General features: G+C 74.2%; 13 protein-coding genes. 7 read left to right on the forward strand and 6 right to left on the reverse strand.

What is annotated here, in order from left to right:
- Positions 1 to 44: 44 nt before the first annotated feature.
- From FXF50_RS19790 to FXF50_RS19810, 5 genes are read left to right on the forward strand one after another with little or no spacing between them, the layout of a single operon-like run.
- On the forward strand, positions 45 to 2,156 hold the full coding sequence (locus FXF50_RS19790; RefSeq protein ID WP_148430009.1) for a molybdopterin oxidoreductase family protein: 2,112 nt from the start codon (positions 45 to 47) through the stop codon (positions 2,154 to 2,156).
- Complete coding sequence (locus FXF50_RS19795) at positions 2,153 to 3,631, forward strand: FAD-dependent oxidoreductase (protein WP_148430011.1); 1,479 nt, start codon at positions 2,153 to 2,155, stop codon at positions 3,629 to 3,631. Before FXF50_RS19790 ends, FXF50_RS19795 begins: the two co-directional genes overlap by 4 nt.
- Complete coding sequence (nirB, locus tag FXF50_RS19800; protein ID WP_148430013.1) at positions 3,628 to 6,153, forward strand: nitrite reductase large subunit NirB; 2,526 nt, start codon at positions 3,628 to 3,630, stop codon at positions 6,151 to 6,153. The genes FXF50_RS19795 and nirB overlap by 4 nt, the downstream gene beginning before the upstream one ends.
- Positions 6,150 to 6,497, forward strand: a complete 348-nt coding sequence (gene nirD / locus FXF50_RS19805; RefSeq protein WP_148430016.1) for a nitrite reductase small subunit NirD — start codon at positions 6,150 to 6,152, stop codon at positions 6,495 to 6,497. The genes nirB and nirD overlap by 4 nt, the downstream gene beginning before the upstream one ends.
- On the forward strand, positions 6,497 to 7,585 hold the full coding sequence (locus FXF50_RS19810) for a uroporphyrinogen-III synthase (protein WP_148430019.1): 1,089 nt from the start codon (positions 6,497 to 6,499) through the stop codon (positions 7,583 to 7,585). The genes nirD and FXF50_RS19810 overlap by 1 nt, the downstream gene beginning before the upstream one ends.
- Before the next feature lie 25 nt (positions 7,586 to 7,610).
- On the opposite strand, the gene FXF50_RS19815 is transcribed toward FXF50_RS19810, so the two are convergent.
- The 4 genes from FXF50_RS19815 to FXF50_RS19830 all read right to left on the reverse strand — a co-directional run bounded on the left by FXF50_RS19815 (position 7,611) and on the right by FXF50_RS19830 (position 12,092).
- Complete coding sequence (locus FXF50_RS19815; protein ID WP_148430021.1) at positions 7,611 to 8,228, reverse strand: ATP/GTP-binding protein; 618 nt, start codon at positions 8,226 to 8,228, stop codon at positions 7,611 to 7,613.
- Positions 8,209 to 8,571, reverse strand: a complete 363-nt coding sequence (locus FXF50_RS19820; protein ID WP_091262733.1) for a DUF742 domain-containing protein — start codon at positions 8,569 to 8,571, stop codon at positions 8,209 to 8,211. The genes FXF50_RS19815 and FXF50_RS19820 overlap by 20 nt, the downstream gene beginning before the upstream one ends.
- A 63-nt stretch (positions 8,572 to 8,634) precedes the next feature.
- On the reverse strand, positions 8,635 to 9,042 hold the full coding sequence (locus tag FXF50_RS19825; RefSeq protein ID WP_091262735.1) for a roadblock/LC7 domain-containing protein: 408 nt from the start codon (positions 9,040 to 9,042) through the stop codon (positions 8,635 to 8,637).
- Positions 9,039 to 12,092: a sensor histidine kinase gene (locus FXF50_RS19830; RefSeq protein WP_148430024.1), complete on the reverse strand. Its 3,054-nt coding sequence runs from the start codon at positions 12,090 to 12,092 to the stop codon at positions 9,039 to 9,041. Before FXF50_RS19830 ends, FXF50_RS19825 begins: the two co-directional genes overlap by 4 nt.
- Positions 12,093 to 12,541: 449 nt before the next feature.
- Between FXF50_RS19830 and FXF50_RS19835 the strand changes: the two genes are divergently transcribed.
- A complete protein-coding gene (locus FXF50_RS19835) occupies positions 12,542 to 13,723 on the forward strand; it encodes an ABC transporter substrate-binding protein (RefSeq protein ID WP_148430026.1) in 1,182 nt (393 codons plus the stop codon).
- 52 nt (positions 13,724 to 13,775) lie between these two features.
- Here FXF50_RS19835 and FXF50_RS19840 read toward each other — a convergent pair whose 3' ends face one another.
- Complete coding sequence (locus tag FXF50_RS19840) at positions 13,776 to 14,624, reverse strand: ABC transporter permease (protein WP_255510120.1); 849 nt, start codon at positions 14,622 to 14,624, stop codon at positions 13,776 to 13,778.
- 100 nt (positions 14,625 to 14,724) lie between these two features.
- Complete coding sequence (locus FXF50_RS19845) at positions 14,725 to 15,756, reverse strand: ABC transporter substrate-binding protein (protein ID WP_148430031.1); 1,032 nt, start codon at positions 15,754 to 15,756, stop codon at positions 14,725 to 14,727.
- 287 nt (positions 15,757 to 16,043) lie between these two features.
- On the opposite strand from FXF50_RS19845, the gene FXF50_RS19850 reads away from it, so the two are divergent.
- Entirely contained in the window at positions 16,044 to 16,829 is a 786-nt protein-coding gene (locus tag FXF50_RS19850; protein ID WP_148430033.1) for an ABC transporter ATP-binding protein, read from the forward strand.
- Positions 16,830 to 16,831: the final 2 nt, after the last annotated feature.

Genomic DNA, 16,831 nt, shown 5'->3' on the forward strand with positions numbered 1-16,831 from the left:
AAGGGACCCGGACCGGAAACCGCCTGACGGCACGCTTTCCCGACATGACAGACGGTGCACGCGTGGCGACGCGACCGGGGGTACGGCCACCCCGGGAGGCGGCGACGCACTGCCCGTACTGCGCGCTCCAGTGCGGCATGGTGCTCCGCGAGAACGGGGAGCGCGTCGAGGTGGCGCCCCGGGACTTCCCCACCAACCGGGGCGGCCTCTGCCAGAAGGGCTGGACCGCCGCCGACCTGCTCGACCACCCGGACCGGCTGACCACCCCGCTGTTGCGGGACCGGCCCGGCGGCGACCTGCGCCCGGCGAGCTGGGACGAGGCGCTCGACCGGGTGAGCGCCGGGCTGCGCGCGGTCCAGGAGCGGCACGGGCGGGACGCCGTCGCGGTCTTCGGCGGCGGCGGGCTGACCAACGAGAAGGCGTACGCGCTCGGCAAGTTCGCCCGGGTGGCGCTGCGCACCCGGCACATCGACTACAACGGACGCTGGTGCATGTCCTCGGCCGCGGCGGCCGGCATGCGCGCGTTCGGCCTCGACCGGGGGCTCCCCTTCCCCCTCGCCGACCTCGGCCGGGCGGACACCCTGCTGCTGGTCGGCGCGAACCCCGCCGAGACCATGCCGCCGCTCATGCGCCACCTCGCCGACCAGCGCGAGCGGGGCGGCCGGCTCATCGTGGTCGACCCGCGGCTCACCGCCACCGCCCGCCAGGCGGACCTGCACCTGCAACCGCTGCCCGGCACCGACCTGGCGGTGGCCAACGCGCTGCTGCACGTCGCGCTCACCGAGGGGTGGCTCGACCGGGCGTACGTGGCCGACCGGACCACCGGCTTCGACGAGGTCCGGCGGACCGTGGCCGGCTGCTGGCCGGCCGAGGCGGAGCGGCTCTCCGGGGTGCCGGTGGCCGACCTGGAGGCGACCGCCCGGGCCCTGGCCACCGTGGACCGCGCGATCATCCTCACCGCCCGGGGCGCGGAGCAGCACGCCAAGGGCGTCGACACCGTCACCGCCTTCATCAACCTGGCGCTCGCCCTGGGCCTCCCCGGCCGCCCCGGCTCCGGTTACGGCTGCCTCACCGGGCAGGGCAACGGGCAGGGCGGCCGGGAGCACGGGCAGAAGGCCGACCAGTTGCCCGGCTACCGGCGGATCGACGACCCGGCGGCCCGGGAGCACGTGGCCGCGGTCTGGGGCGTCGACCCCGCGGAGCTGCCCGGGCCCGGCGTACCGGCCTACCAGCTCCTCGACTCGCTCGGCACCGCGCACGGCCCCCGGGCGCTGCTGGTCTTCGGCTCCAACCCGGTGGTGTCCGCGCCCCGCGCGGCCCGGGTCGAGTCCCGGCTCCGCGACCTGGACCTGCTGGTGGTGGCCGACCTGCTGCGCTCGGAGACCGCCGAGCTGGCCGACGTGGTGCTGCCCGTTGCCCAGTGGGCCGAGGAGGACGGCACCATGACCAATCTGGAGGGTCGCGTGCTGCGCCGCCGCGCCCTGCGGGAGCCCCCGCCCGGCGTCCGCACCGACCTGGCCGTCCTCGCCGGGCTGGCGGCCCGCCTGGACGCGCCCGGCGCGTTCCCCACCGACCCGGCGGAGGTCTTCGCGGAGCTGCGCCGCGCCTCGGCCGGCGGCCCGGCCGACTACGCCGGGGTGAGCTGGGACCGGATCGACGCCGACACCGGTGTCTTCTGGCCCTGCCCCGACGAGGGCGGGCCGGACACCCCCCGGCTCTTCGCCGACCGGTTCCCCACTCCGGACGGCCGGGCCCGGTTCCGGTCGGTGACCCACCGGCCGGCCGCCGAGCCGGTCTGCGCCGACTACCCGCTGCACTTCACCACCGGCCGGGTGCTCGCCCAGTACCAGTCCGGCGCGCAGACCCGGCGGGTCGCCGCGCTGCGCCGGGCCGCCCCCGGCGGCTTCGTCGAGCTGCACCCCGACCTGGCCGGCCGGCTCGGCGTGGCCGACGGCGAGGAGGTCCGGGTGGTCTCCCGCCGGGGCGAGCTGCGCGCCCCGGCCCGGCTCAGCCCGGCGATCCGGCCGGACACCGTCTTCGCGCCGTTCCACTGGCCGGGGGCGGCCCGCGCCAACTCGGTGACCAACGACGCCGTCGACCCGGTCTCCGGGATGCCCGAGTTCAAGATCTGTGCCGTCCGGGTGGAGAAGGCATGACCGAGCGAATCGTCATCGTGGGATACGGCATGGCGGGCGCCCGCCTCGCCGCCGAACTGCACGCGCGGGACGGGGACCACAAGGTCACCGTGCTCGGGGCGGAGCCGCACCGGGCGTACAACCGGATCATGCTCTCCACCCTGCTCGCCGGGAAGATCGACGAGCCGGACGTGGAGCTGGCCGAGGTCGCCGGGCAGGGCGCCGACGTGCGCACCGGCACCGCGGTCACCGCCGTCGACCGGGCCGCCCGCGAGGTACGCACCGCCGACGGCGACCGGCACGGCTACGACCACCTGGTCCTGGCCACCGGCAGCCGGGCCCTCGTGCCGCCGCTGCCCGGGCTCGACCCGCTCCCCGACCGGGTGGTCCCGTTCCGCACCCTGGACGACTGCCGGCGGATCCTCGCCGCCGCGAAGGGCGCCCGCAGCGCCCTGGTGCTCGGCGGCGGGCTGCTCGGGCTGGAGGCGGCCCGCGGGCTCGCCGCCCGGGGGCTGGACGTGACGGTGGTCCACCCGGTCGGGCACCTGATGGAACGGCAGCTCGACCAGCCGGCCGGCGCGGTCCTCGCCGGCACCCTCGCCGGTCTCGGGGTGCGCACCCGGCTGGGCGTCACGGCGACCGGGGTGACCGCCGACGCCGACGGCGTCCGCCTCGACCTCGGCGACGGCGACTCGCTCGCGGCCGACCTGCTGGTCCTCTCCTGCGGCGTACGCCCGGACACCGCGCTGGCCGCCGCAGCCGGGCTGGCCGTGGACCGCGGCGTGGTGGTGGACGACCGGATGCGCACCAGCGACCGGCGGATCTCCGCCATCGGGGACTGCGCCCAGCACGGCGGGACGCTGACCGGCCTGGTCGCCCCGGCGTGGGCGCAGGCCCGGGTGGTGGCCGAGGTGCTGACCGGCGCCGACCCGCTGGTCCGCTACCGGCCGCGGCCCGTGGTGACCCGGCTCAAGGCGGCCGGCATCGACCTGGCCGCCATGGGCGACGCCGTCGACGCGCCGGACGGGGGCGGGCCGGTCGAGGAGCTGACCTTCGCCGACCCGGCCCGGGGCACGTACGCCCGGCTGCGGATCCGCGACGAGCGGCTGACCGGGGCCATCCTGCTCGGCGACAACCCGGCGGTCGGCACCGTGGTGCAGCTCTTCGACCGGGGCGCGCCGGTGCCTTCGGACCGGCGGTCGCTGCTGCTCGGGCGGGCGTTCGGCGCGGCGCCGGCCACGCCCGCCGCGTCCCCGGCGCTGATGCCGGACGCGGCCACGGTGTGCCAGTGCAACGACGTGAGCAAGGGCGCCCTGGTGGCGTGCTGGCGCGCCGGCGCGCGGACCGCCGCGGAGCTGTCCGCGGCGACCCGCGCGGCCACCGGGTGCGGCGGCTGCCGGGAGGCGGTGGCCGGCATCGCCGGGTGGCTCGCCGAGGTCGATCCGGTGGCGGGACACCAGGAACCGAGTACGGACCGTGTGGAGGTGACACGATGAGTGGCGGCAGGCTGGTGGTCGTCGGCAACGGCATGGTCGGGCAGCGCTTCGTCGAGGCGTTGCGGGCCCGGGACCAGGAGCGGCGCTGGCAGGTCACGGTGCTCGGCGAGGAGCGGCGGCCGGCGTACGACCGGGTGCGGCTCTCGGCCTTCTTCGACGGGGTGAGCGCCGAGGAGCTGAACCTGCACACCCCCGACGACGGGGTGGAGCTGCGGCTGGGCGAGCCGGTGCTGGCGCTCGACCGGGCCCGGCGGGTGGTGACGACCGCGGCCGGCGAGCACCCGTACGACGCGCTGGTGCTGGCCACCGGCTCGTCGGCGTTCGTGCCCCCGATCGGCGGCGTCGACCTGCCGGGGGTCTTCGTCTACCGGACGCTGGACGACCTGGCGGCGATCCGCGCGCACGCCGAGGGCCGGCGCACCGGGGCGGTGATCGGCGGCGGGCTGCTGGGCCTGGAGGCGGCGAACGCGCTGCGCCTGCTGGGCCTTTCCACCAGCGTGGTCGAGTTCGCGCCCCGGCTCATGCCGGTGCAGGTCGACGAGGCGGGCGGGGCCATGCTCCGCCGCTACGTCGAGGAGCTGGGCGTCACCACGTACCTCGGGGTGGCCACCGGCGCGCTGCGCCCCGGCCCGGACGGCACGGTCGGCGCGCTGGAGCTTTCCGACGGGCGCACGGTCGCGGCGGACCTGGTCGTGGTGGCCGCCGGCATCCGGCCCCGGGACGAGCTGGCCCGGGCGGCGGGGCTGCCGCTCGGCCCGCGCGGCGGGGTGCTGGTCGACGCGGGCTGCCGGACGGCGGACGAGCGGATCTGGGCGGTCGGCGAGTGCGCCGCCGTGGACGGCACGTGCCACGGCCTGGTCGCCCCCGGGTACGCGACCGCCGAGGTGGTCGCCGACCGGCTGCTCGGCGGGGCGGCCACCTTCCCGGGCGCGGACACCGCCACCAAGCTCAAGCTGCTCGGCGTGGACGTGGCCTCGTTCGGCGACGCGCACGGCGTCACCCCGGGCTGCCTCGACGTCACGTTCACCGACCCGGCCACCCGGTCGTACGCGAAGCTGGTCCTCTCCGACGACGCGAAGACGCTGCTCGGCGGCGTGCTGGTGGGCGACGCGAGCGCGTACCCCACGCTGCGGGCGAGTGTCGGCGGGCCGCTGCCCGCTCCCCCGCTGGCGCTGCTGGCCCCGGCGGGCGGTGCGGGCGGCGGGGCCGGCGCGCTGCCGGCCGCCGCGCAGGTCTGCTCCTGCAACGCGGTGACCCGGGCCGACCTGGACGCGGCCATCGCCGGCGGGGCGACCGACGTGCCGGCCCTGAAGGCGTGCACCCGGGCGGGAACGAGCTGCGGCTCCTGCGTGCCGATGCTCAAGCAGCTCCTCGACGCGGCCGGGGTGCGGCAGTCCACCGCGCTCTGCGAGCACTTCGACGCCGGCCGGCAGGAACTCTTCGACATCGTGCGGGTCCGGGGCATCCGCACCTTCTCCCAGCTCATCGCCGAGCACGGGCGCGGGCGGGGCTGCGACATCTGCAAGCCCGTGGTGGCCTCGATCCTGGCCTCGCTGGGCACCGGGCACGTGCTCGACGGTGAGCAGGCGTCCCTCCAGGACACCAACGACCACTTCCTGGCCAACCTGCAACGCGACGGCAGCTACTCGGTGGTGCCGCGGATCCCCGGCGGCGAGATCACCCCGGAGAAACTGATCGTGATCGGCGAGGTGGCCCGGGACTTCCGGCTCTACACCAAAATCACCGGCGGGCAGCGGATCGACCTGTTCGGCGCCCGGGTCGAGCAGCTCCCGCAGATCTGGCGCCGGCTGGTGGACGCCGGCTTCGAGTCCGGCCACGCGTACGGCAAGGCGCTGCGGACCGTGAAGTCGTGCGTCGGCGAGACCTGGTGCCGGTACGGGGTGCAGGACTCCGTCGGGCTGGCCGTCGCCCTGGAACTGCGCTACCGGGGGCTGCGCGCCCCGCACAAGCTCAAGTCGGCGGTCTCCGGCTGCGCCCGGGAGTGCGCCGAGGCCCGCAGCAAGGACTTCGGCATCATCGCCACCGAGACCGGCTGGAACCTCTACGTCGGCGGCAACGGCGGCTTCCGGCCCCGGCACGCCGACCTGTTCGCCACCGACCTGTCCACGGCGGCGCTGATCCAGCTGATCGACCGGTTCCTGATCTACTACGTCCGCACCGCCGACCGGTTGCAGCGCACCGCCGCCTGGATCGAGGCCATGGACGGCGGCCTCGACCACCTCCGGTCGGTGCTCGTGGACGACTCGCTCGGGCTCTGCGCCGAACTCGACGCGGCCATGGCCCGGCACGTCGCCGGCTACTCCGACGAGTGGCGGGACGTGCTGGAGGACCCGGAGCGGCTGCGCCGCTTCACCTCCTTCGTCAACGCACCCGACGTGCCCGACCCGTCCATCAGCTTCGCGGTGGAGCGCGGCCAGCCGGTGCCCGCCCGCGGCGCCCCGCCGGCTGCCGGCGGCCGCCGCCAGCCGGTCGCGCTGGGCCTTCCGGAGGTACGGCGATGAGCGCCCCGACGATGCTGGCCTGGACGGCCGTCTGCCCGCTGGACCGGCTGGACCCGGACCGGGGCGTGGCCGCCCTGGTCGACGGGGTGCAGGTGGCCCTGTTCCGCACCGGCGGCGAGCTGTACGCGGTCGACAACCTCGACCCGGTCGGCGGCGCGCAGGTGATGTCCCGGGGGATCGTGGGCAGCCGCGGCGGCCTGCCGACGCTCGCCTCCCCGCTGCACAAGCAGGTCTACGACCTGACCACCGGACGGTGCCTGGACCTCCCGGACGTGGCGCTCCGGCGGCACGAGGTGCGCTGCCGGGACGGCCTCGTCGAGGTGCGGTTGCGACAGGAGGAGTGATGCGGGAGGAACTGGCCGGCTTCACCATCGGGGTCACCGCGGACCGGCGGCGCGACGAGCTGGCCGCGCTGCTCCAGCGGCGCGGTGCGCGGGTGGTGCTCGCCCCGGCGCTGCGGATCGTGCCGCTGGCCGACGACACCGACCTGCGCGAGGCCACCCGGACCTGCCTGGAGCGCCCGCCGGACGTGCTCATGGCGAACACCGGCATCGGGATGCGCGGCTGGCTGGAGGCGGCCGAGGGCTGGGGGCTGGCCGAGCCGCTGCGCAGCGTGCTGGCCCGGTCGTACGTGGTGGCCCGCGGCCCCAAGGCGACCGGGGCGATCCGGGCGGCCGGGCTGCGCGAGCACTGGTCCCCCGCCTCGGAGAGCTGCGACGAGGTGGTCGAGCACCTGGTCCGGCGCGGGGTGGCCGGCCAGGTCATCGCGCTGCAACTGCACGGCGAGCGGCAGCCGGAGTGCACCGAGGCGCTGGAGTCGGCCGGGGCCACGGTGATCGAGGTGCCGGTCTACCGCTGGGCGCCGCCGACCGACCCGGCGCCGCTGCACCGGCTGATCGACCTGGTCGCCGGGCGGATGGTCGACGCCGTGACGTTCACCTCCGCGCCGGCGGCCGAGGCGCTGCTGCGGGCGGCCGGGGACCGGACCGAGACGGTGCTGGCGGCCCTGCGCGGGGACGTGCTGGCCAGTTGCGTCGGTGCGGTCACGGCCGAGCCCCTGGTGCGGCGGGGGGTGCCGGTGAGCGCTCCGAACCGGGCCCGGCTCGGCGCCCTGGTCCGGACGATCGTCGACGAGCTGCCCCGCCGGACGGTGACCGTGAAGGCCGGCGGGCACCTGCTGACCCTGCGCGGCCACGCCGCGGTGGTGGACGGGGAGCTGCGCCCGCTGGCGCCGGCCCCCATGGCGGTGCTGCGGGCGCTCGCGGTCGCGCCCGGGAAGGTGCTGTCCCGCACGGCCCTGCTGCGTACCCTGCCCCGGGGCGCGGACGAGCACGCGGTGGAGATGGCGGTCGCCCGCCTGCGGGTCGGACTCGACGCCCCCCGCGTCGTGCAGACCGTGGTCAAGCGCGGCTACCGGCTGCGGGTCGACTGACCCCCGCCGCAAAGGGGCGGAGGGGTCAGCCGACCGGCGCCGCGAAGCCGTGCTCGGCCTGGAGCCGGAGCATGGCGTGCTCGACCACGGCCACCAGCACCTGCTTGACCGACTCGCGCCGCCGCGCGTCGCACATCACCAGCGGCACGTCCGGCGAGATCGCCAGCGCCTCGCGGACCTCCTCCAGCTCGTAGTGCGGCGCGCCGTCGAACCGGTTCAGCGCCACCACGTACGGCAGGTTGCGGTTCTCGAAGTAGTCCAGCGGCGCGAACGCGTCGGTGATCCGGCGGGTGTCCACCAGCACGGCCGCGCCCACCGCGCCCCGGATGATCTCGTCCCACATGAACCAGAAGCGGGTCTGGCCCGGCGTGCCGAAGAGATAGAGGATCAGGTCCTCGGCCATGGTGATCCGGCCGAAGTCCATGGCGACCGTGGTGGTCTCCTTGCCGGGCACCTTCGACGGGTCGTCGATGCCGACGCCCGCCGCGGTCATCAGCGCCTCGGTGGTCAGCGGCTGGATCTCGGAGATCGCGCCGACGAGGGTGGTCTTGCCCACCCCGAAGCCGCCCGCGATGACGATCTTCGCGGAGATGATCTCCCGGCTGCGGCTCGCCCCCGCGGGGTCATAGTTCGCGAAGTCCACTTAGCACCCTTCCAAGCAGGTTCATCCGCGCCGCGAACCCTGTGGCGGGAGCGGCGGTGTGTAGCGTCAGCAGGCCCTCGGCCACCATGTCGGCGACCAGCACCCGGGTGACGCCCAGCGGCATCCGGGTGTAAGCGGCGATCTCCGCCAGCGACTGCGCCCGGCCCTCGCAGACGGAGGCGATGCGGTACTTGTCGTGCCCGGCGAACCGCGCCTCGGCCGACTGGGTGGGCGTGCAGGACAGCACCGCCTCGAGCGCGATGTTCTGCAACGGCTCGGTGCGGCCACGGGTGACCGCGTACGGTCGCACCAGCGCGCCACGCGGGTCTCGTCGTGGTTCCATCTCGCGATCACCTCCCCTCGTACGGAGCCGGGCGGGCTCCGGGCCACGTCACCGGACGGCCGGTCAGGGCCGGACGGCGTCCCTGGGCAGCGGAACCAACGCCTGGCCGACCCGTTCCACCAGCAGCGCCATCTCGTAGCCCACCTGGCCCACGTCGCAGCTCCGCGCGGCCAGCACGGCCATCGACGAGCCGTCGCTGATGGACATGAGGAAGAGGTATCCGCTGTCCATCTCGATGACGGTCTGGAGCACCCCGCCGGCGCTGAACATCCGGGCGGCACCCTCGGTCAGGCTCACCACGCCGGAGGTGATCGCGGCGAGCTGGTCGGCCCGATCCCCCGGCAGGTCGCGGGAGGAGGCGAGCAGCAGCCCGTCCGCGGACACCGCCACCACGTGGGCGATGCCCGCCACGCTGTCGGCGAAGTTGGTGAGCAGCCAACCCATGTCCTGCATGGCCGCTGGCCTGTTCATCGGTTCGTCTCCTTGGTCGAGGTGCTGTTCAGGTCCGCGCCGGCCGTCCGACCCCGCTGCACACCGCGGTGGTAGGCCGACAGCAGGCCGCGTACTTCATCCGGGGTGCGCCGGGTGCTGGCCCGGCTGCCCTTCGGCTCGATGCCACCGGGCACGAGCTGGGCCTGCGGCACCCGCTTGGGCAGGCCGGAACGGGTGGTGCCGGCGTTGGCGGGCTCCGCGGCCCTGCTGGCCCGCGACCAGCCCTCGTCGGCGGCCGTCCGCCAGGCCTCCGGGTCGATCGCCGGCGGCGTCGGCGCCGGTGCCGGCACGGCCGCGGCGGGTGGCGGGGTCGGTGCCGCCGGCGGGGTGTACGGCGGCGGCGTGGTCAGCCCCGCCGCCTGGGCGCCCGGGGTGCGGGTCGGCAGCGGCGGACGCGCGGACGCGCCGGCCGGCTGCGCGGACGCGGCGGCCTGCGCCGGGGCCGGAGCCGGCTCCTCGTCGAACCGGGGGCGGGTGAAGATGGTGGTCTCGTCCTCGCCGTGCGAGCGGAACCAGACCGCCTCCATCTCCCGGAATATCGGCGCCTCGGCCGGCCGGTCCGGCCGGGCCACCACCGGGGCCGCCGGGGCCGCCGGGGCCGGCTGGTAGGCCGGCGGCGCCGCCGGGGCCGGGGCGGCCGGGGCGGCGGTCGTCGCCGCCTCCCCACCCGGTGCCCGCTGCGGCAGTGGATCGAGGGACGGGTGCGCGACCGTCGGCCCACTCGCCGACCAGCCGGCGGCGGAGATCGGGGCGGGAGCGGCCGGGGCGGGAGCGGGGGCGGGCGGCGCGGAGGCGACCGGGACACTCGGCGGGGCCGTGGGCAGCGCGCCGGTGACGCCGCCGAACTGCACGGCCGGGGCGGTGTCCCGCGCCTCGACGGGCGCCTGCCAGCGGGCGGGCGGCGGGGTGGCCGTGCTGCGCCACTGGTCGGCCAGGGTGGCCGTGCCGGCCCGGCCCGCGCCGGCCAGCGCGTCGGCGGCGCCGACCTGGCTGAGCGGGGACTGCTCGACGGCGAGCGGCTGGCGCGGGCGGGTCAGCGGGGCCTGGCCCCGGTTCGCCGGCAGCACCACGGTGGCGTTCGGCAGGGTGACCTGCGCGACCGTGCCGCCCTCCACGTTGCGGCGCAGCTCGACCCGGATCCCGTAGCGGGAGGCGAGCCGGCTCACCACGGCCAGACCCATCAGCCGGAACGCGGCCACGTCGACCGTGGGCGGGGCGGCCAGCCGGCGGTTGAGCGAGTCGAGCTGCTCGTCGCTGAGGCCCAGGCCGCGGTCCTCGACCTGGATCAGGACGTAGTCGCGGATCCGGCGGCCGTCGGCCACCACGATGGTGCTCGGCGGCGAGAACCGGGTGGCGTTGTCGAGCAACTCGGCCACCAGGCGGACCACGTCGTTGACCGCGTGCGCGGCGACCGAGATGTCGGTGTCGACGGTCCCGAACTCGATCCGGTTGTAGAGCTCCACCTCGGACTGCGCGGCGCGCAGCACGTCGACCAGGAGCGCGTCGTCGCGGCGCGGCACGGCGGAGTCGGCGCCGGCCAGCACCAGCAGGTTCTCGTCGTTGCGGCGCATCCGGGTGGCCAGGTGGTCCAGCTCGAAGAGCTGGGCCAGCCGCTTCGGGTCCTCCTCGCCGCGCTCGATCGCGTCCAGCTCGCCGATCATCCGGTCGACCAGGCTCTGGGAGCGGCGGGCCAGGTTGAGGAACATCGCCGAGACGCTGGTCCGCAGCGCGGCCTGCTCGGCCGCCACCCGGACGGCCTCCCGGTGGACCACGTTGAAGGCCGCGGCCACCTGGCCGACCTCGTCGCGGTTGGTCAGCTTGATCGGGTCCCGGACCTGCTGGACGATCTCGTCCACGCCGCCGTCGCCGATGGCGTTGACGTTCTGGAGCCGGGTCACCGCGTCGGGCAGGTCGTGGTTCGCCACCGCCAGCGCGCCCTCGCGCAGCCGGCGCAGCGAGTCGTTGAGCGAGCGGGCCAGGACCACGGCCAGCGTCACGGCGATGGCCAGGGTGAGCAGCACCAGCAGGCTCTCCATGAAGGCCTGCCGGATGACGTCGGTGCGCACCGCGTCGGCGTCGGCGAGCAGCTCGTCCTGGAGCTGGATCTCGGCCCACCGCATCAGGTCGCCGACCGCGCCGATGGCCGCGGCGGCCTCGTCGGCGGTGACCAGCGGGGCCTGCCCGACCGAGCGGGAGACGTCGGTGGCGACCCGGTCGCCGAGTTGCACGGCGTCACCGGAGACGGTGCGGTCCACCAGGGCCCGCTGGGCCGGCTCGGCGGCCCGGGAGAAGGAGAGCAGGGCCTCCTGCTGGCCGGTCAGGGTCGCGATGAACGAGGAGAACTGCTCGTCGTCGATCCGGCCGGTGGAGAGCGCGGTGTAGGCGACCGCCTCCTCCTCGGCGACCTCCGCCCTGGCGTGGGCGAAGGCGGCCACCGCGCGACGGGCGTCGGCGAGGCTCTCCGCGCCGGGCTGCTGGGCGAGCGTGTCGCCGTACGCCACGAGGTCGTCGAGGACGATGCCGTAGCGCAGGCTCGCCTCGGAGACCGGCATCTGCTGCCGGTCCAGCACCTCCTGGCGGGTGCCGTTCAGCGTGTTCAGGTGGTCGTCGATCACCTTGAGCCGGTCGCGTACCGAGTTCGGCACGTCGCCGAGCTTCCCGCGCTCGGCCCGGTACGCCGCGATCCGCTCGTCGGTGCGGCGTACCCGCACGTTGTAGGCGTCCGGCTTCTGGCTCGGCGCGACCAGGAAGGCGGCCGCGGCCATCCGCTCCTTGTGCAGGTCCTGGGTGAGTGCCGAGACATCGATCGACAGCGCGGTCAGCGACCGGATCCGGTTGGCCTCGTAAGCGCCCTCGCCGACCGAGACGAGTCGGATAGTTGCCAGTGCGATGACAGCCGCCACCGGAACGACGAGGATCAGGGCGAGCTTGGAGCGGATCCGCGCGTCACGCAGCCGAGGCAGTCGCCGACGCCGATTCCGCTGATCGGCGCCGGGGCTCTCGGGCAGGGTCGTAGATCCGGTGCTCACGACATCGCCTCCGTCGTTTCTTCCACGCTTGACCCGCCGACCCGTGCCTGGTTCAGCGGCCAGCGCCACGCGCGGCACGGCCGCGATTTCATCAGACGAGATCCTGTTTGGGAAGCGGCAGTGAGGCAGGAAACGGTCGGGGGTGACGCAACCCGTGATCCGATCACCTAATATCTTCTCTTCTCCAGCCCCCTGAACAGGGCATGTGACTCCAGAGTGGTCGGTCGCATCTGCGCCAGCAATTGTCGGTTAACGTTCCGTGTCCCCAACATGTGGGACGAGCGTCCCGAAACCACTCCCGACATCCGCGCTTGACCACAGAGCCCGGCATTGGCAAGGTTTTGCAGGCTTCGCGCACACCGTACGGCACACCAATCCCCGTTCCTCCACTGAGGACGGATGAGCGGCGGTGATCGGGCGCTGGCCCACGCCGCACCTGGAGGACTGAGTTGAGCCCCATCCGCTCCGCGAGCATCGCGGTGCTCGCATCGGCCGTGCTGGCCACCACCCTCACCGGCTGCGAGATCGGCGGGGAGCCGCAGGACACCAGCCCGATTGTGATCGCCGCGGACCTCGAACTGTCCGGCGCCTCCGCGCCGATCGGCAAGGTCTACCAACGGGCGCTGGAACTGAAGGTCGAGCAGTTGAACTCCTCCGGCGCGCTGGGTGGCCGGAAGATCGAACTCAAGGTGAAGGACAACCGCTCCGACGCCGCCGAATCGTTGCGGAACATCAACGATTTCAGCAGCGACTCACAAGTAACCGCCATCATCATGGGCGGCTGCAACGAATGTGCGGCCGGTGCCGTCCGCACGATCGGTGAGAAGCGTATTCCCACCGTCGCACTCGCCTCCTCCGGCGAGGTCACGGAACCGGTGGCCGAGCGCCGCTATGTCTTCAAGCTGGCGCCGAATGCGGCCGACAGCGCCGCCGCCCTCACCACCGAACTGACCCGCCGCAACATCCGCAAGGTGGCCGTCCTGCACAGCGCCGACAAGTACGGCCAGGAGGGGCTGGCGGCGTTGAACAGCGAGTTCGCCAAGGCCGGAATCAAGCTGGCCCGCGCCGAGTCGGTGCGGACCACCGACACGGAGGTCAGCACCCAGATCGACAGCCTGGTCGACAAGAAGCCCGAGGCGCTGATCGTCTGGACCCCGCCGGAGCAGGCGTCGCTGGCGGCCACCACCGCCCGGCAGCGCCGCTACACCGGCGCGCTCTTCTTCGACGCCTCGGCGGCCGGCGACCTCTTCCTGGGCGCCTCGGCGCGATCCACCGAACGGGCCACGCTGATCTTCACCCAGACCATGGTGATCGACGACGTCATCGCCACCACCCCGGCCAAGGCCGCCCGGCGGCAATGGTTCCAGGAGTACACCGCCCGGTTCGGCGGCTACAACGGCTACTCCTCGTTCGCCGCGGACGCCGTCCAGCTCATCGCCGACGCCGAACTGCGGGCCGGCGGCGAGCCGGGCAAGGTGGACCGGGGCGCCCTGCGCGACGTCCTGGAGACCGCTCAGCTCGACGGCCTCTCCGGGCCGATCCGGATGACCCCGGACAACCACTCCGGCCTCATGCCGCAGGCGCTCACCACGCTCGTCGCCCGCGGCGGTCGCTGGCGGCTGGCCGGCTGATCGGGCCGGCTCCCGGCCGGAGGCGGGGACGCCTCCCGCCGGGAGCAGCCCGTCAGCGGGCCGAGGTGGTGGCGCGGACCCAGGGCAGGGCGAGGCGCTCGACCAGGCTGAGGGCCGAGTAGAGCAGGATGCTCATCCCGGCCACCAGCACGATCGCCGCCCACGCCGTCGCGAAGTCGCCGACGCCGTTGTACTGGAGGATCTGGTAGCCCAGCCCCGGCCGGTCCGAATAGAACTCCCCGATCACCGCGCCGATCGCGGCCAGCGGCATGGCCACCTTCAGCCCGACGAAGATCTGCGGCAGCGCGGCCGGGAAGCGCACCTTCCGGAACGCCTGCCACCAGGACGCGTTCAGCGAGCGGCCCAGCTCGGCCAGGTCGGCGGGAGTGGTGGTCAGCCCGGTCGCCGTGGAGAGCACGATCGGGAAGAAACAGAGCAGGAACACCATGGTCAGGATGGGCTTCTGCCCCCAGCCCACCGCGACCACCAGCAGTGGGCCGAAGGCGATCTTCGGCACCGCGTTGACCGCCACCAGCAGCGGGGCGAACATCCGTTCCACCCGGCTGGACGCGGCCAGCGCCGTCCCGATGAGCACCCCGGCGATCGACGAGAGCAGGAAGCCGAGCAGGGTCATCCAGGTGGTGATGCCCAGCGCCGGAAGCAGCACGTCCGTGGTGCCGACCAGCGAGCGCCACACCGCCTGCGGCGGCGGCAGCGCGGCCGGGTGGACCAGGTGCAGCCCGGAGGTGACCAGCCACCAGGCGGCCACCACGATGACCAGCCCGAGCGCCGGCAGCCCCACCGCCGCCGGGCGTACGGCGAGCCGGCGTGGGGCGGCCGCGGGCTCCGCCGGCTCCTCCGGCGCCGGCGCCCCGGCCCGGGTCCCGGTCAACTGCGTCAACGTGTCCTCCTCTCTCGGCCGGTCGACGACCGGCACGCGAAGGGGGTGCGTCCCACCGGGTGTCCCGGCGGGCCGCACCCCCGATGCCGGAGCCGAACGGTCAGGCCTTCGGCGCGAGGTTGAAGTCGATGATCTGGTCGGGGGTGAGGTTCTGCTTGAGCGCGCCCGCGCCCTGGAGCAGCGCGATGCTCTTGGCGACCCGGCCGCTGTCCAGCGTGCCGATGGCGGTGCCCGAGTTGCTGGAGCGGACGTACGCGGCCATGAGCTGGAGCTCCGCGGCCGACGCGGCCGGGTTGGCGGCCGGCACGTTCTTCTTCAGGATCTCGCCCGCCTCGTCCGGGTGGGCCAGCGCGTACTCCAGACCCTTGAGCAGGGCCGTGGTGAAGCGCTTGACCATCTCCGGCTTCTCCTTGGCGATCTTGCTGGAGGTGATCAGCACATTGCCGTAGAGGTCCTGCATCACGTTGCTGTAGGGCAGCACGACCGGCTTCTTCTTGGCGACCGCCTCGACGGTCGGCTGGCCGACCACGAACTGGCCGATGCCGTCGACCGCGCCGGAGCCGAGCATGCCGATGAGGCCCTGCGCCTCACCGTTCACCCAGGTCACCTTGCTGCCGTCGATGCCGGCCAGCCGGGCGTACGTCGGGAAGAGGTTGCGCACGACGGAGGTGGGGGTGTCGGCGAGCTTCTTGCCCTCGAGGTCCTTCGGGGTGGCGATGTTCTTGCCCTCGACCGAGACGATGGCGGCCATGGTGCGCTGCTGGATCGCCGCCACCGCGACGAAGTCCTTGGCCTGGCCGTTGCCGAGCTGAAGGATGCCGCCGGTCAGGTCGATCGGGCCGAAGTCGGCCTGGCCACCCGTGATGGTCTGGATGACCGAGCCGGTGCCCTGGCCGGGCTTGATGTCGACGTCGAAGCCGGCCTCCTTGAAGAAGCCCTTCTCCTTCGCCAGCCAGGCGTAGGAGTCACGGCCGAAGTTGCCGAACGAGGTGAGGTAGGTCACCTTCTCCAGCGCCGCACCGTTGCCGCTCTTGCCGTCCTCCGACTTGTCCGAGTCGCTGCTGCAACCGCCGACGAGGGCGAGTGCGGTGGCCAGCGCCGCCGCGGCGACCGTACGGGTCAGCCTTCTCATCAGTGCACCATGTCCTTTCCGACCAGGCCATGTTCGCCCGGTCGGGTCGTGGGTCCGACGGTGTCGGCAGGAGGGGACAGCCAACGGGACCGTCGTGAGGGGACTCTTCGCGCGCAACAGCGTACGAGAAGGCCGATGAAGCCAGGCGGGCGTCCGGGTTGCGGAACGGAAACGAAGTTGCCTGACGGAAAGGAGACAGCTATCCACTCCGGACGGTGCTATAAGGACGGCTTCCCGCTACGCTGACCCGGCTCGCGTTCGCGACGTTGGAAGGGAGCCGGCGGGAGATGATCCGACTGTCCGGGGTGTCCCGCACCTTCGAGGGCCGCTCGGGCCGGGTCGAGGCGCTGCGCGGCATCGACCTCGACGTCGCGGAGGGTGAGTTCGTCGCCGTCCTCGGCCGCTCCGGCTGCGGCAAGTCCACCCTGCTCCGCATGATCGCCGGCCTGCTCCCGGTCACCGAGGGCGAGATCACCGTGGCCGGCACGCCGATCACGAAGCCCCGCCGGGACATCGCCATGCTGTTCCAGCGACCCGCGCTGCTGCCCTGGCGCACGGTGCTGGACAACGTCCTGCTGCCCGTGGAGATCTTCGGCTGGAGCCGGGCCAAGCACCGCGACCGGGCCCGCGGGCTGCTGGAGATGGCCGGGCTGGGCGGCTTCGAGAAGCGCCTCCCGCACGAGCTGTCCGGCGGCATGCAGCAACGGGTGTCGCTCTGCCGGTCGCTGATCGGCGAGCCCCGGGTGATGCTCATGGACGAGCCCTTCTCCGCGCTCGACGCGCTCACCCGGGAGGAGCTCTCCGGCGAGCTCCAGCGGGTGCACATGGAGACGAAGGCGACCATCGTCTTCGTCACCCACTCGATCGACGAGGCGGTGCTGCTGGCCGACCGGGTCGTCGTGCTCAGCCCACGCCCCGGCCGGATCCGTGAGGTCGTCGAGGTCGCCGTGCCCCGACCCCGCACCCTGGGCCGCCACGCGCACCTCGCCGAGGTCGCCCGGATCAGCGCCGAACTGCACGAACTGCTGATGGAACGCGACGCCACCGCCGGCGTCGTCGCGGGAGGGCGGTGACC

This window comes from Micromonospora sp. AP08 (genome assembly GCF_008085935.1).
Taxonomy (GTDB): domain Bacteria; phylum Actinomycetota; class Actinomycetes; order Mycobacteriales; family Micromonosporaceae; genus Micromonospora; species Micromonospora chersina.

Coding starts and splice junctions, on each gene's coding strand:
- FXF50_RS19790 (WP_148430009.1), top strand. CDS start 45: ATGACAGACGGTGCACGCGTGGCGACGCGACCGGGGGTACGGCCACCC.
- FXF50_RS19795 (WP_148430011.1), top strand. CDS start 2,153: ATGACCGAGCGAATCGTCATCGTGGGATACGGCATGGCGGGCGCCCGC.
- nirB (WP_148430013.1), top strand. CDS start 3,628: ATGAGTGGCGGCAGGCTGGTGGTCGTCGGCAACGGCATGGTCGGGCAG.
- nirD (WP_148430016.1), top strand. CDS start 6,150: ATGAGCGCCCCGACGATGCTGGCCTGGACGGCCGTCTGCCCGCTGGAC.
- FXF50_RS19810 (WP_148430019.1), top strand. CDS start 6,497: ATGCGGGAGGAACTGGCCGGCTTCACCATCGGGGTCACCGCGGACCGG.
- FXF50_RS19820 (WP_091262733.1), bottom strand. CDS start 8,571: ATGGAACCACGACGAGACCCGCGTGGCGCGCTGGTGCGACCGTACGCG.
- FXF50_RS19825 (WP_091262735.1), bottom strand. CDS start 9,042: ATGAACAGGCCAGCGGCCATGCAGGACATGGGTTGGCTGCTCACCAAC.
- FXF50_RS19845 (WP_148430031.1), bottom strand. CDS start 15,756: ATGAGAAGGCTGACCCGTACGGTCGCCGCGGCGGCGCTGGCCACCGCA.
- FXF50_RS19850 (WP_148430033.1), top strand. CDS start 16,044: ATGATCCGACTGTCCGGGGTGTCCCGCACCTTCGAGGGCCGCTCGGGC.